This window comes from Marinomonas dokdonensis, assembly GCF_052747885.1.
Genome location: NZ_JBRAND010000001.1, coordinates 645,486 through 660,713 on the forward strand (window position 1 = coordinate 645,486; position 15,228 = coordinate 660,713).

Here is a 15,228-nt window from a genome sequence, read left to right on the forward strand (position 1 = left end):
CCTTTCCCTTTTTTGAGAAGCACTAAAACCTTATTGAGAAACAGATTTTGCCAATGCTGTGATCTCATCCCACTTGCCTGCTTTCACAAGGTCTGTAGGAACAATCCAAGAACCGCCAACACATAATACGTTTGGTAATGCTAGGTACTCACGGAAGTTATTCGCACCAATACCACCCGTTGGGCAGAAACGGATTTGAGACAATGGGCCGCCAAAGGCTTTAAGCGCTTTAACGCCGCCATTTACTTCTGCAGGGAAGAATTTGAAGTGATCATAACCGTATTCCATACCCAATAGAATGTCTGAAATCGTTGCCACGGCAGGCAAATAAGGAATATCGTACTCTTTACCAACTGCTAACAGGTCTGCCGTCATTCCTGGGCTAATGATAAATTGTGAACCCGCTTCAACAGCTTGCACATATTGAGCACGAGTACAGACAGTACCTGCTCCAACAATGGCTTCTGGTACTTCTTTGCGAAGCGCTGTAATGGCTTCAAGAGCAGCAGGAGTACGCATAGTAACTTCTAGTACAGGTACACCACCTGCCACTAGAGCTTTACCTAAAGAAACCGCTTGTTCCGCATTATCAACAACAATAACAGGGACAACAGGTGTTGCCGTCATTACTTGTTCAGCAGTGTAAGAAGAACTCATCCTCATTTCCTTTTTTTATTAAAACTTAATAATCGTGCCAGTTACGACCGTCTTTGATTGGAAGCGCCATGGATGCCGCTGGCCCCCATGAACCTGACGCGTATTCTTTTGGACGCTCACTGGTTTGATTCCAAGCGTCCATAATACCATCAACCCACTTCCAAGCGGCCTCTACTTCGTCATAACGCATAAATAAAGTGGCGTCATTACGCATCACATCTAATAATAAGCGCTCGTAAGCTTCTGGGCTACGTTTATCATTAAACGCTTCGGTCAAACTTAGGTTCAAATCTACCGGCTGCAGGTTCATACCTTCGCTGGCACCTGGTACCTTGTTCATCACAGTCAGAGAGATTTTCTCTTCTGGCTGCAGGCGAATAATCAACTGATTACGCTGTAACTGACGGTTACTTTCATCACTGAAAATACTGTGCGGAACCGCTTTGTATTGGATAACGATTTCAGAGTAACGCTGACCTAAACGCTTACCTGTTCTTAGATAGAAAGGTACGCCAGCCCAACGCCAGTTGTCGATGTCAGCACGAAGCGCCACAAAGGTTTCTGTTTTAGAAGTCGGGTTACTGCCCTCTTCATCAAAATACCCTTGTACACTCTTACCTTTAATTTGCCCTTGAGCATACTGGCCGCGTACAGTTTTGGTGTATGCATTAGCACCAACAATAGGACGCAAGGCTTTTAGGACTTTGATCTTTTCATCTCGAACTGAGTCAGCGTCCATACGACCCGGAGGCTCCATCGCCACCAGACACAACAACTGCACAAGATGGTTCTGAACCATGTCTCGCATGGCACCAGCGTTATCGTAATAACCCCAACGCCCTTCAACACCTACGGTTTCCGCCACTGTGATTTGTACGTTATCAATGTGGGCACTCGACCAAAGCGGCTCAAACAAAGTATTACCAAAGCGAATCGCTAATAGGTTTTGTACCGTTTCTTTACCTAGGTAATGGTCGATACGGAAGACTTGTTTCTCACCAAAGTTTTTCATTACTTCGTTGTTAATCGCACGAGAAGATGCCAAATCACGACCTAATGGTTTTTCCAGTACCACACGCATGCGCTTATCGTTTAAGCCATGACTTGCAAGAGAGGAGCAAATAGAACCGAAAAGGTCAGGAGAAGTTGCCAAGTAAAAAACAACATCACGGTTATCTTCACCAATTTTGTGGTCATTTAGACGCTTAAAATCGGCCTCTTCTTGTGCGTTAACAGAAACATAGCTCAAGCGCTCTTTGAATCTTGGCCAAGTTTTCTCATCACCAATACTAGAAGGCACAAACTCATCCAATGCCGTACGTATCTTGGCTTGGTAATCTTCTGCGCTCACTTCACGGCGGGACGCACCGATAATGCGAGTACTAGGCGCTAGCAATCCATCCATGTCCAAATGGTACAAAGCGGGCAATAGTTTGCGCATCGCAAGATCGCCACCACCACCGAAAATTACAACATCACAGGCTTTCAAACTGGCCTTCATTCTTCATTCTCCAACTAAATCTAGGCTTTCGATACTAGATAGGATGCATAACATGCACATCCCATCAGCCCTGGGTATTCAGACATCACAACAAAAGTCGGAATAGGGGTAACATAGGCTTTCATGCGACCTTTTTCTTGCATTGCATCGCGAAAACCACTCTCAAGAATACTTTCTAAATAACGAGGAACAATTCCACCGGCAATATAGACACCACCGCGGGATTCCACCGTTAACACTAAATCACCGATTACTCGGCCTAAAAATACAAAGAACTGCTCTAAAGCAGCCTTAGCAATAGGGTCCTTCCCGCCTTTAAGTGCTTCACCAATTTCTGGAGCACTTAAACGCTTATTCACACCTTCGCGCCAAGCCAAGGCTTCATAAATATTTTCTAAGCCCATACCGGACAAGACTCGTTCCGCCGACACCCTTTCATGGCGAGTACGGACAAAACGCACGATATCGTCTTCTAGCTCGTTACAGGCACTTAAATCCACATGACCACCTTCACCAGGTAGAATTAAGTTAGGACCATTGTCTTGGGGAACTACACATGACACCCCTAGACCGGTACCCGCACCAATCACCCAAGCTGGGGCTTTTTTATCAATATCCGTGACTTCACCCACCGCCACCAACTCGTCTTCAGGCAAGACTTCCAGAGAATGGCCAATGGCATCAAAATCGTTTAATAAGGCAATTTTTGGCCCATCGCCAAAGTAAGCTTGTATCTCTTCTCGGGTGAACTCCCAAGGGTTGTTAGAAAAGCGAATAACTGGCTTGTTGACAGGGCCGGCAATAGCAAGCACCACCGCATCAATCTGACTCATATCAACACTGCAAGTGGCAATATAATCGGCTGCCGCATCAAAGAAAGTACGGTAATTTTTACAAGGCAGCACCCTCACTTCCTGAGGGATATACTCATGAATAGGCACCAAAGCAAAACGTGCGTTCGTTCCGCCTAAGTCAGCAATCAATGCATGGGACATAAAAGAACCCTAATAGAATTTTTTGAAATTTTACAACAAAATAAGCCTGAAAAACACTTTCAGGCAAAATATTATCTCTAAAAATGTAATTTAATTACATTTATCTCAGCCGATTTAAGAACTTGAATACCTTAGTCGGCACCAGTCTCTTGCGGTTATTTTTATAGTCGTAAAGACGCTCATCGGCGATTTTTAGCAGTTGTTTGTAATTTGATGGCGCATCAGTTGTGACACTCGCGCCACCGTAGCTGATCGTGATAGGAACCAAGTTAGACTTATAGCGCAATGGATTCGATTGCAAGTATTCTTGAATAGACTCGGCAATCAAGATGGCTTGGTCATAACTCTTACCCGGCATCACAAAGACAAACTCATCCCCAGCAAAACGAAACGCTAAACCTTGGCGATGAACATATTTTAATAGCCGCTTGGCAATATATTCCAACACTTCATCACCACAGTTATGCCCTAGAGTATCATTGATGGATTTAAATGCATCACAATCAATAAAAACCACCGTCAGATCTCTGCCTTGACGCTTAGAACGGCTAAATTCACGATCTAACATCAGTTCTAACTGTCGACGGTTTAGCAAACCGGTTAACGGATCCCGCGTCGCTAAATACTCAAGCTTTTCTCGTGCCGATACATTACTCAAACAAATGGATATCTTGATCGCTAATTGATCTAGCAAGAAAGTGTCTTTCGTTTCGGCATCATAACGAGTACTGTCAGCATCCGCCTGACAAAACAAGCCTACCAGCTCACCGTCTATGGTCAAAGGTGAGATCGCCACAGAGGCAATGATGTTTTGGTAAACTTCAGGAATAATTTCTCGGCAACGCTGCAAATCAGAGTTCACCAGTACGGTTTTATTACTCGACTTAATGATGTCCAACATGAAGCGACGCTTAGTGAATAGCACCCTGTCTCTTAGATCGGGCATTTTTTCTAAGTTTTCGATTAGGTGCGATAACGGCGCTTCATTGATTAAATTCACCCACACATAAGGGACATTGAATTGCTTCTGAACTTCTTTGGTTAACGTGGAAACAAACTGATCACAACGACCAATTGACAGAATGCAGCGCTCAATTTCGAAAAATTTCAAAGCGATCTGTTCATTACGTCTAACGTTATCTATCAGTTCATCAATGTCATGCATGCATTATGCCTTAACCCTATTGGTGACAGCTCGGCTTTTGAACACTTTGTAGGAAAAATAAGAAGCAGTTGATCTATAATGCATTATAGTACGAAGCATAATCAACATGCCTACCCTTTCATGGCAAATTACTTATTATTTAGCCATTAAATCTTACCAATAAATCCCTTTCGGCACACTTTCAGAAGTCGCGAATATAAAACAAGTATCAAAAAAGAAAAACCGCTCCCTACGATTAAGATTTCCTTTTCCATGCCGATAGCTAGATACACTTAAATAAGCAGGTCCCAAAATGAACATTAGAGGCATAGTTGAAACTCAGCTCACCCAAGAAAGCCGCGCAGGTAAAGCGGTTTCGGGCGACGCTCAATTTGCCTTATTTATGAGTTTGTTTACCCAACCTGGCCCTACTGTCATGGAAACTAATGACGAGCTGAATCAGCATCAACCCCATGCCATTACCCGCCCTGCTTATTTTTCACAGGGTATTGCTAACAACCCGGAAGCCAACATCGCTTTACTTAAAGCGCTATCCGCAGAACCACTAGCCGAAGGAAGTGCTTATCAATACGACGCCATTGCTAATTTAGAAAACCAAATCAGCATGCGAGTATAAGCCCTCTAACCCTTTTGCTCTCTGCCAATGGGTGTCCCGCAAGATGCCAGCAATTGACTCCATGACTTAGCATGTTGAGCAGAAGCCTGCTGATACTTAGCCCACACCCCTGTCTCAGCGCTAAGAGAAATCTGTTGCATATAATCACTCAAGGTATTCGTAAGCGGCTCAGCCAACTCACTCAGCCTCATAAGTGGTGGCAATATTTGGTAAGCAGAGCGATTAATGCGAGCCATATAGGGCTGTAGTTTTTGCACATAATTCTCTTCAAACTGTGTTGCCAAATAATGAATTGGGGAACCACATTGGCCTTTTTCTATGTTATTCACCTCTTTGGTGACAGCGCTTAAATATTCGCTTATCTGCACCAAACTAAACATTAAACGGCCAATGTACTCACTGTCAGTTAAAGTTTTTAGATCTTGCTCAAATTCTGCCCCATCGATAACAGGAAGGCTTTGTAGGTTTTCTGCGACACCAAGCAGACGATTTAAAGCACTAAGCAGAGCTTGATGATGGGCAGTAGAATAATCAAGCGGCAAATAACCATTCGACAAGCTGAAAAAGCCCTCTCTGCCTGTGTCATTAAATACAGCATTTCCGAAGGCGACAGGAAGCTCTTGCCGTTTGTGCTTTGCCACATTTTCTAAAGCGTTAAGCAGTCCCTCATCTTCAATCTGGCAAGTTTCAATCGCACGAATTATGTCCAGTTCGTATAAAAACCGCTGGCTGGGAGGCATTACCTTACCCAGAATACTGTTTCGTTGCCCCGCCACAGCACCTACATCGCACTGTTGTAGGGACAAGAAATCCAAAAGACCAATATCAAATTCTGAAAGCGACTGGAGGCGGTCACGAAGCGGGGGGTAAGCTAAAGGATATACCGTATCAGGTGAATCAATTTGCATCAGTTGGGAGCGATTTAAATCGGCAATATAGTCCTCAAACTGATCTTTTGTTTGAAAACGACTATCACACCCTACCACTGCAAAGAGTATAATAAATGACAAATTTATCAGATGACGAAAAGGCTTTGCTCTCATGAAACAGCAACTCATTGAAAAACGTAAGGAACTATCCGAAACTCGCGTCGCAAAAATGGTATTTCCTTCGACCACCAACCATTACGACACACTCTTCGGAGGCATAGCCCTACAGTGGATGGATGAAGTTGCTTATATCGCTGCGACTCGCTTCACCAGAAAGTCCATGGTGACTATTTCTACCGAGCAGGTGGACTTCACGCAACCGATTCCTTCTGGCATTTTGGTAGAACTGGTCGCCAATGTTGTGCACGTTGGACGCACTTCTTTAAAAGTAGAAGTGACTATTTACCTAGAACAACTCGATAGTGACGTTCGCACCAAAGCCATCACAGGGCATTTTAACTTTGTTGCGGTGGATGAAAACAAAAAGCCTACCCCTATCTTTGAAGATGTAGAGTAAGCACGCGCTAAATCAATTGGCTAAGCACGATGCCGTAGCACCGTGCTTAGCCAGCCCTTTACTGGGCGCGACTCAACGCAATCTCTTCGGCTAGCTCGTCAAAGCTTTTTTCTGCTTGTAGCTTCTGGAAAACCGCCGCTTCGTTCTTCATTGAAGTGCGAAGAATATCCTGTGCCACATCCCCAGCTTGCTCTGGGTCTAAACCAACCAGTACCACTAAACCACCGCTTGGTGTTGGAATTTGACGAATAACTTTCGAGCCAATTAAGGTCTGGTCTGTAATTTGTTTGGTCACCACACTGTTCACACGGTCTACTGTTTCAGCGTCGCCAGCGCCTGTGGTTTCAACATACTGCTTCACCATGTTTTGTAGATCTAAACTTAGCACCTGAGCCAGCTCTACACGCGCTGCGGTCGCCGCCATTTGCTTCATGTAGTTAGGGCCCGCTGCAGATTTTTCACTGTAACCTACCGCAGATAATTCAACACCTTCAACCGGTGCGCCACAAACCCAAAGTGGCGCCGCTTGATTAGAGCCATCGGCAAATACACACTCAGGAACCGCCGCAACGGGTGTATCTATCACTTCTTTACTACAGGCTGCCAATGTCATAGCTGCAACCATCGCACCTACAATTTTAAACTTCATATCCTTTTCCCTCTGGTTGATCAGTTTTGCTCAGTATAGCTATTAAACTAAGTTCTTATGTTTATTAAACAAAAAAAAGGGGACTATAAATAGCCCCCTTTTCACAATCTATAGAAAAACCTTTCAGCTTACTCAGCGAAAGAGGCTTTCTCTTCTTCCGTTACGTCTTTCATAGAAAGCTTGATGCGACCACGAGCGTCTACATCCAATACTTTAACGATAACGTCTTGGCCTTCAGATAGGAAATCGGACACTGCACGAATACGCTCTTCAGCGATTTGTGAAATGTGAACCAAACCATCTTTACCCGGTAAGATATTAACGAAAGCTCCGAATTCAGCTAGGCGAACAACTTTACCTTGGTAAAGTTTGTCTACTTCTGCTTCAGCAGTGATTTCATGGATTTTCAACAATGCAGCATCAGACGCAGCTTTATCAGCAGCGTAGATACGAACTGTACCATCGTCGTCAAGATCGATAGATGCACCCGTTTGCTCAGTAATAGAACGGATAGTTGCACCGCCTTTACCAATAACGTCACGGATTTTCTCTGGATCAATCTTAATTGTCGCCATAGAAGGTGCGTTTGGAGATACTTCAGGACGCGCGTAACCGATAACCTCAGCCATTTCGCGTAGGATGTGCTTACGAGCATCCATTGCTTGGCTTAGGGCGATATCCATGATTTCTTCATTGATACCTTCGATCTTGATGTCCATTTGAAGTGCTGTGATACCTTCTTCAGTACCCGCTACTTTAAAGTCCATGTCACCTAGGTGATCTTCGTCACCCAAGATATCTGTCAATACCGCAAAGCCGTCGTCTTCTTTGATAAGACCCATGGCGATACCGGCAACGGGTGCTTTCAATGGTACACCAGCATCCATCATAGATAGAGACGCGCCACAAACAGAAGCCATAGAGCTTGAACCGTTAGATTCAGTGATCTCAGATACCACACGAATGGTGTATGGGAATTCTTCTTCAGAAGGTAATACCGCCTGAACACCACGACGTGCAAGACGACCGTGACCGATTTCACGACGACCAACACCACCCATACGACCACATTCACCTACAGAGTATGGAGGGAAGTTGTAGTGCAACATGAAGCTGTCTTTGCTTTCGCCGGTTAGACCATCTGTCATTTGTGCATCACGGCTTGTACCTAGTGTACAAGTAGCGATGGCTTGAGTTTCACCACGGGTAAACAATGCAGAACCGTGAGTTTTACTCAGTAGACCCACTTCAACATTGATTGGGCGAACAGTTTTGTTGTCACGACCATCGATACGCGGCTGACCTTCGATAACACGGCGGCGTACAGTGCGTTTTTCAAGCTTAGCAAAGGCTGCTGTAACGTCTGCTTCGCTAAATTCGCCTTCTTCAGTAACCAAAGCGGCTACCGCTGCATCGCGAACTTCGCCTAATTTAGCGTAGCGTGCCATTTTTTCACTGATACCGTAAGCTTCTTCGATTTGAGCTGCATAGCCAGAAGACAATGCTTCAGTCAAAGTAACGTTAGCGGCTTCGGCTTCCCACTCCCAACGAGGCTTGCCAGCTTCTGCTGCAAACTCATTGATCGCAGTAATCGCTGCTTGCATTTCTTTATGAGCGAACAAAACCGCACCTAACATTTCGTCTTCTGTTAGCTCTTGTGCTTCAGATTCCACCATAAGAACGGCATCTTTTGTGCCCGCAACAACCATGTCTAGAAGAGAAGAATCTAGCTCAGAGTAGCTTGGGTTCAACACGTAACCAGACTCATCGTTGAAACCAACACGAGCGGCACCGATAGGACCGTTAAATGGGATACCAGAAATCGTTAGTGCTGCAGAAGTCGCGATCATAGCAGCGATGTCTGCATCCAAATCAGTGTTTGTAGACATAACAGTACAAACAACCTGAACTTCGTTCATGAAACCTTTAGGGAACAATGGACGAATAGGACGGTCGATTAGACGAGAAGTCAGTGTTTCTTTCTCTGAAGGACGACCTTCACGCTTTAGGAAGCCACCTGGGATTTTACCAACCGCGTAGGCACGCTCTTGGTAATGAACAGAAAGTGGGAAAAAGTCTTGACCAGGTTTAGCTGATTTAGCGCCAACAACTGTCGCCAATACTTGCGCATCACCAATGGTACATAGCACAGCGCCCGTCGCTTGACGAGCAATGCGGCCAGTTTCGATAGTAACTGTGTCGTTACCAAACTGGAAAGTTTTAGTCGTAATACTCACACGTATTCCTTTTTATAAAGTTTTTCTTTTTCCCAAAGGCCATCTTTTTAAGCCAGTACTCATATAAATTCTTAGTTTAAAAACTCATATGAAGTACAGGCTGCTCCTTGGGAAACCAATAAAAAAGGGCCATAGAAAACTATGGCCCTTATTCAGTCTTAGCGACGCAGACCTAGCTTTTTGATCAAGCTAGTGTAACGCGCTGCGTCTTTACGCTTAAGGTAGTCCAACAACTTACGACGTTGGTTTACCATGCGAATTAGACCGCGACGAGAATGGTGGTCATGGATATGAGCTTTAAAGTGACCTTGTAGACCTTCGATGTTCTTAGTCAACAATGCTACTTGAACTTCAGGAGAACCAGTGTCGCCTTCCGCTACTTGAAACTCTTTAACCAACGCTGCTTTTGATTCTGCAGACAATGCCATAATCTATATCTCCAAATTAATATGCTATTAAAAGTAAAGGATAGCCGAGCATATTTTCAGTTACCCTAGAACCATAAGTTTACCACTATTTTTTACAGAACTCACTGCTATTTACAGGGTCAACTCACTGGTATTTACCAATCGTTGAGGCTTAATAAAAGCCCCTTTTACCTGCCCTAATCCAAGAAAGCGCGAGCTCTCTTGGTCGTACAAGCGGATTAATGCGCCATCGGCTAATGTCGTTGGGTTTTGTACCGTGCGACCAAACAGCATATCTTTGCTGGCCGCTGCCGATAACATTACCTTATCAAGATGCTCAACTGCCGTATCCATGGTCATTAGACGCTCATCTAGCACCTCTTCGCCCTGCTCCGCCAACGCCTCAAATTCTTCCAGAGTTAGCATGTTTTCAGGTTGATAACCGGCTGTAGAAACACGGTGTAAGGTTTTTAAATGACCACCGCAACCCAAGGTCTCACCAATATCCTCGCCAATAGTGCGAATATAGGTACCTTTCGAGCAGCTAATATCCAAGGTTAGGGTATCAGAGGTTCTCGAAATAAGGGTTAAATTGGAGATGGTAACCTGACGGCGTTTCCGTTCTATGACAATGCCTTGACGGGCATATTCATAAAGCGGTTTACCTTCATGCTTGAGAGCAGAGTACATAGGTGGAATTTGCTCAATGTCACCACGGAACTTATCTAACACCGCCTCTAGCTCTGTATCGGACAACTCAGGAATGGCTTCCTGTGTTAATACCTCACCCTCTCCGTCCCCCGTCGTGGTTCGAGTCCCTAACTGGATGCAGGTAATATAACGCTTGTCTGCATCCAATAAGAACTGAGAAAACTTGGTCGCTTCACCCAAACACAAAGGCAACATTCCTGTTGCTAAAGGGTCCAAGGCGCCCGTATGACCTGCTTTCGCAGCTCGATACAAACGACGGACTCTTTGCAGAGCTTGATTGGAACTTAAACCGATGGGCTTGTTCAGTAAGACAATTCCGTCAACTGAACGCCATTTCGTTTTCACCATGTAAATTACTTACTCGTCTTCGTTGCCATGCTTGGTCTGATCATCGCGAATTGCTTCGTCGATAAGCGCAGACATACGCGTACCATTGACCACACTCTGGTCATAATGAAAGCGCAACAAGGGCATCACACGAAGCTTCACTTCTTGTGATAAACGACGACGCAAAAAGCCTTTCGAACTTTCTAGCGCTTCTTGATTCTCTGCCAATACTTCTGGCTGATCATCCTTTCCAAGCACTGTGTAATACACGTCCGCATAACCTAAATCTTTTGCAACACGCACTTCATTGACAGTCACCAGACCCAAACGCGGGTCTTTGACTTCAAATTGAATCAGCTTAGCCAGCTCCTTTTGGAGCTGGTCACCAATTCGACTAGTACGACTAAATTCGCCTGCCATTATATTTTCCTATTAAAGTGTACGAGCTACTTCGATGGTTTCAAAAACCTCGATCTTGTCGCCAACTTTAACGTCATTGTAGTTTTTCACACCGATACCACATTCCATGCCTTTGCTGACTTCATTAACGGCGTCTTTAAAGCGACGTAATGATTCCAACTCGCCTTCATAGATAACTACGTCATCACGAAGTACACGGATTTGTTTGTTACGGTAAACCGTACCGTCAATTACCATACAACCGGCAATCAAACCAAACTTAGGTGAACGGAATACGTCACGCACTTCAGCAGTACCTTGAATGTCTTCACGTAGATCCGGAGACAACATGCCAGACAAGGCAGATTTCACATCATCGATAATGTTGTAGATGACGCTGTAGTAACGTAGGTCAATGCTTTCACGTTCGATGAACTGTTTAGCAGAGCTATCAGCACGTACGTTGAAACCAAAGATAACCGCTTCAGAAGCCAAGGCCAGAGTTGCATCCGTTTCCGTGATACCACCCACACCGCTAGACACGATATTCACTTGTACTTCTTCTGTGTTTAGATCCGTTAGGGACTTGATCAAAGCCTCAAGAGAACCACGTACGTCGGCTTTCAGTACCACATTCAGAGTGCGAACTTCATCTTTGCCCATTTCAGAGAATAGGTTTTCAAGCTTCGCAGAATGCTGACGCGCAAAGCGTACTTCACGGTATTTACCTTGACGGAAGTTAGCCACTTCACGAGCTTTACGCTCATCCGCAACCACGATAAATTCTTCACCGGCTTCAGGTGTACCATCAAGACCAAGGATCTCAACAGGAATAGACGGACCCGCTTCAGTAATGGCTTTACCATTTTCATCCAACAAGGCACGTACACGACCCATTTGCAGACCAGCAAGTACGATATCGCCTTTACGCAATGTACCGTTTTGCACAAGCAAAGTAGCAACAGAACCGCGACCACGATCAAGACGTGATTCAACCACCACACCTTTACCAGGTGAGCTAGGCACAGCAGTCAATTCCAATACTTCGGACTGCAGCAAGATGGCTTCTAGAAGCTCTTCAATACCTTCACCAGACTTCGCAGACACACCAACAAACTGAACATCACCACCCCATTCTTCAGGAACAACTTCCTGAGCAACAAGTTCGTTCTTAACGCGGTCAATGTCGGCGCCTTCTTTATCTACCTTAGTGATAGCAACAACCATTGGCACTTCTGCTGCGCGAGCATGCTGAATTGCTTCAATAGTTTGTGGCATAACACCATCGTCTGCAGCACAAACAAGGATAACGATATCGGTTGCTTTAGCACCACGAGCACGCATAGATGTAAAGGCGGCGTGTCCAGGTGTATCAAGGAAACTCACCATGCCGTGCGGTGTTTCTACGTGGTAAGCACCGATGTGCTGTGTAATACCACCAGATTCGCCCGCAGCAACGCGTGTTGTACGGATGTAATCAAGTAGCGAGGTTTTACCATGGTCAACGTGACCCATTACCGTTACAACAGGCGCGCGTTTGATCGCTTCACCTTCGTAATCAATGGCTTCGATCATGTCATTTTCCACCGCATTTTCATCGATGTACTTAACAGTGTGACCCATTTCTTCAACCACTAGCGTCGCTGTATCACGGTCAATGGTTTGGTTAATGGTTGCCATTGCGCCCATTTTGAACATCACCTTGATGACCTCAGCGCCTTTGACTGTCATTTTCTCAGCCAAGTCTGCTACGGTAATACTTTCTGGCAACGCCACTTCATGGATAATCTTAGCGGTCGGTTTTTGGAAGCCATGCTCTTGCTGCTTGTTTGGCTTCTTGTTCTTACGCCCTAGCTTACCGCGACGAGCAAATTCATCATCACCGTTAACATTTACACGGCTACGCTTGTTATCCGTGTTGGAGCGACCACGAGGCTTAGCATCACCATCTTGTCTAGATGGCGCGCCTTTTTTACCTTTAGGTGCATGGGCCGATTTACCTTCTGCCGGAGAGGAGAAAGTTTTCTTGGTCGGCTTGGCCTGCTTAGGAGATTCCACTGGATTTTTCGCTCCTGTATCGGAAACATTTTGCTCAGAATTATCAACGACAACAGGATCCGCTGCAACCGTGCTGGCAGCCGCCTCTTGGCGTTTTTTCTCTTGTGCTTGCGCTTCAGCTTTAGCCGCTTTTTCAGCTTCTAATTTGCGTTCAGCTTCCACTCTTGCTTGTTCTTCAGCGGCCAAGCGAGCTTGCTCTTCCGCCTGACGCTTAGCAGCTAGCTCTTCTTGCTGAGCCGCATCATCTGTCTCATCACGTTTAACATAGGTGCGTTTTTTCTTCACCGCAACGTTAACCGCTTTACCACCATCTCCGCGAGATAATGTACTGGTTTTTTTGCGCTGTAAAGTAATACGCTGAGAAGCATTGCCTTCTTCACCGTGAGAGCGCTTCAAGTAGTTCAACAAAACTTGCTTTTCTACATCAGAGACTTCTTGGTTTTCGCTCTTCTGAGGAAGACCAGCTTCTTTCATCTGAGTCAGTAGCTTCTCTACTGGTGTATTTACTAATTCGGATAGTATCTTTACGGTTTGAACTGTCATTAAGTTCCCCCTTGTGTACTCAGATTTTATTCAGATTCAGCGAACCAAGGAGCACGTGCGGTCAAAATTAGACTCGCGGCACGCTCTTCAGTCATTCCTTCAACTTCTAACAATTCGTCAACAGACTGCTCAGCCAAATCTTCCATTGTGATCACGCCGATCGACGCTAGAACAAGAGCAAGGTGGTTATCCATGCCTTCCATTTCTAACAAATCAGCTGCGGGTTTGGCGCCATCTAGTTGCTCTTCAGCTTGAAGGGCTTTGTTCAACAGAGCATCTTTTGCTCGTGAACGTAGCTCATTAACTAAATCTTCATCAAATCCATCAATATCTAACATTTCTTCCATTGGTACGTAGGCAATCTCTTCTAAAGAAGCAAAGCCTTCATCCACCAACTGAATCGCCAAATCATCGTCAATTTCTAAACTATCAACGAATAAATCGATTAGTTTTTGCGACTCTTCTTGCTGTTTCGCTTCCGCATCTTCACTGGTCATAACATTCAATGCCCAACCAGTAAGAGCAGATGCCAAGCGAACGTTCTGACCATTACGGCCAATGGCTTGCGCCAAGTTATCACTCTTAACCGCCACATCCATCGAATGAGCATCTTCATCAATTACGATGGAATCTACTTCGGCTGGCGCCATTGCGTTGATAACCAATTGTGCTGGGTTATCATCCCAAAGGACGATATCAACACGTTCACCATTCATCTCATTGGACACAGCCTGTACACGCGCGCCACGCATACCCACACAAGCACCGATTGGATCAATACGGCGATCGTTGGTTTTAACGGCGATTTTCGCGCGTAGACCTGGGTCACGTGAAGCACCACGAATTTCAATCATTTCTTCTGAAATTTCAGGCACTTCCAAACGGAACAGCTCAACCATGAAGTCAGGGCTGTTACGAGACAAGATAAGTTGTGAACCACGATTATCATCACGAATTTCCAACAACAACGCACGAATGCGGTCGTTCATACGGAAAGATTCGCGAGCAATCAATTGGTCTTTAGGCAAGCTTGCTTCTGCGTTTTCGCCCAAATCAATAATCAAACTGTCACGGGTCACTTTCTTCACTTGACCGTGAACTAACTTGCCCACTTTTTCCATGTAGCGCGCTACGACTTTGGCTTTTTCTGCTTCACGAACTTTTTGTACAATCACTTGTTTTGCTGTTTGCGCAGCAATACGGCCAAAAGCCTCAGACTCTACTTCTTCTTCGTAAATCTCACCGATTGCTACACCGAGATTTTGTTCAATTGAATCATCTATAGTGAGCTCTGTTGCTGGTGAAGAGTAATCTTCGTCCGCAACAATGTTCCATTGACGGTAAGTTGCATAATCACCAGTACGTTGATCAATAGACACTCGGATCAATGCATCTTCTTCAAAACGGCGCTTTGCTGCACTTGCTAAAGCAATTTCAACGGCTTCGAAAATAATCTGCTTCGGCACTTCTTTTTCGTTAGAAACAGCTTCGACTACCAAAAGAATCTCTTTACTCAT

14 protein-coding genes are annotated in these 15,228 nt (G+C 45.0%); 2 read left to right on the plus strand and 12 right to left on the minus strand.

Features of this window, described 5'->3' with window-relative positions:
- Positions 1-30 precede the first annotated feature (30 nt).
- From ACUM5Y_RS03070 to ACUM5Y_RS03085, 4 genes are all read right to left on the minus strand, one after another.
- Positions 31-657: a bifunctional 4-hydroxy-2-oxoglutarate aldolase/2-dehydro-3-deoxy-phosphogluconate aldolase gene (locus tag ACUM5Y_RS03070; RefSeq protein WP_445975379.1), complete on the minus strand. Its 627-nt coding sequence runs from the start codon at positions 655-657 to the stop codon at positions 31-33.
- Positions 658-682: 25 nt separating this feature from the next.
- Complete coding sequence (zwf, locus tag ACUM5Y_RS03075) at positions 683-2,158, minus strand: glucose-6-phosphate dehydrogenase (protein WP_445975380.1); 1,476 nt, start codon at positions 2,156-2,158, stop codon at positions 683-685.
- A gap of 20 nt (positions 2,159-2,178) precedes the next feature.
- A complete protein-coding gene (glk, locus tag ACUM5Y_RS03080; RefSeq protein ID WP_445975381.1) occupies positions 2,179-3,153 on the minus strand; it encodes a glucokinase in 975 nt (324 codons plus the stop codon).
- Between the two features lie 100 nt (positions 3,154-3,253).
- Positions 3,254-4,318 (minus strand): GGDEF domain-containing protein, encoded by a 1,065-nt coding sequence (locus ACUM5Y_RS03085; protein WP_445975382.1) that lies wholly within the window; start codon positions 4,316-4,318, stop codon positions 3,254-3,256.
- 292 nt (positions 4,319-4,610) lie between these two features.
- Between ACUM5Y_RS03085 and ACUM5Y_RS03090 the strand changes: the two genes are divergently transcribed.
- Entirely contained in the window at positions 4,611-4,934 is a 324-nt protein-coding gene (locus tag ACUM5Y_RS03090; RefSeq protein WP_445975383.1) for a hypothetical protein, read from the plus strand.
- A 5-nt stretch (positions 4,935-4,939) separates the two neighbouring features.
- Here the strand turns inward: ACUM5Y_RS03090 and ACUM5Y_RS03095 are convergent, their stop codons facing one another.
- On the minus strand, positions 4,940-5,944 hold the full coding sequence (locus ACUM5Y_RS03095) for a DUF3080 family protein (protein WP_445975384.1): 1,005 nt from the start codon (positions 5,942-5,944) through the stop codon (positions 4,940-4,942).
- Positions 5,945-5,975: 31 nt separating this feature from the next.
- Here ACUM5Y_RS03095 and ACUM5Y_RS03100 point away from each other — a divergent pair, with 31 nt between their 5' ends.
- Complete coding sequence (locus ACUM5Y_RS03100) at positions 5,976-6,380, plus strand: acyl-CoA thioesterase (protein WP_445975385.1); 405 nt, start codon at positions 5,976-5,978, stop codon at positions 6,378-6,380.
- A 58-nt stretch (positions 6,381-6,438) separates the two neighbouring features.
- On the opposite strand, the gene ACUM5Y_RS03105 is transcribed toward ACUM5Y_RS03100, so the two are convergent.
- From ACUM5Y_RS03105 to nusA, 7 genes are all read right to left on the minus strand, one after another.
- On the minus strand, positions 6,439-7,029 hold the full coding sequence (locus ACUM5Y_RS03105) for an LPP20 family lipoprotein (protein WP_445975386.1): 591 nt from the start codon (positions 7,027-7,029) through the stop codon (positions 6,439-6,441).
- Between the two features lie 128 nt (positions 7,030-7,157).
- Complete coding sequence (pnp, locus tag ACUM5Y_RS03110; RefSeq protein ID WP_445975387.1) at positions 7,158-9,266, minus strand: polyribonucleotide nucleotidyltransferase; 2,109 nt, start codon at positions 9,264-9,266, stop codon at positions 7,158-7,160.
- A 158-nt stretch (positions 9,267-9,424) separates the two neighbouring features.
- The gene (gene rpsO, locus ACUM5Y_RS03115; protein ID WP_012068748.1) at positions 9,425-9,694 is read right to left on the minus strand and encodes a 30S ribosomal protein S15; all 270 of its coding nucleotides are present in this window, start codon (positions 9,692-9,694) and stop codon (positions 9,425-9,427) included.
- Positions 9,695-9,805: 111 nt separating this feature from the next.
- The gene (truB, locus tag ACUM5Y_RS03120; RefSeq protein WP_445975388.1) at positions 9,806-10,732 is read right to left on the minus strand and encodes a tRNA pseudouridine(55) synthase TruB; all 927 of its coding nucleotides are present in this window, start codon (positions 10,730-10,732) and stop codon (positions 9,806-9,808) included.
- A gap of 9 nt (positions 10,733-10,741) precedes the next feature.
- Positions 10,742-11,131, minus strand: coding sequence for a 30S ribosome-binding factor RbfA (gene rbfA / locus ACUM5Y_RS03125; RefSeq protein ID WP_445975389.1), 390 nt, complete (start codon positions 11,129-11,131; stop codon positions 10,742-10,744).
- Positions 11,132-11,143: 12 nt separating this feature from the next.
- Positions 11,144-13,711, minus strand: a complete 2,568-nt coding sequence (gene infB / locus ACUM5Y_RS03130; RefSeq protein WP_445975390.1) for a translation initiation factor IF-2 — start codon at positions 13,709-13,711, stop codon at positions 11,144-11,146.
- 26 nt (positions 13,712-13,737) lie between these two features.
- Complete coding sequence (nusA, locus tag ACUM5Y_RS03135) at positions 13,738-15,228, minus strand: transcription termination factor NusA (RefSeq protein WP_445975391.1); 1,491 nt, start codon at positions 15,226-15,228, stop codon at positions 13,738-13,740.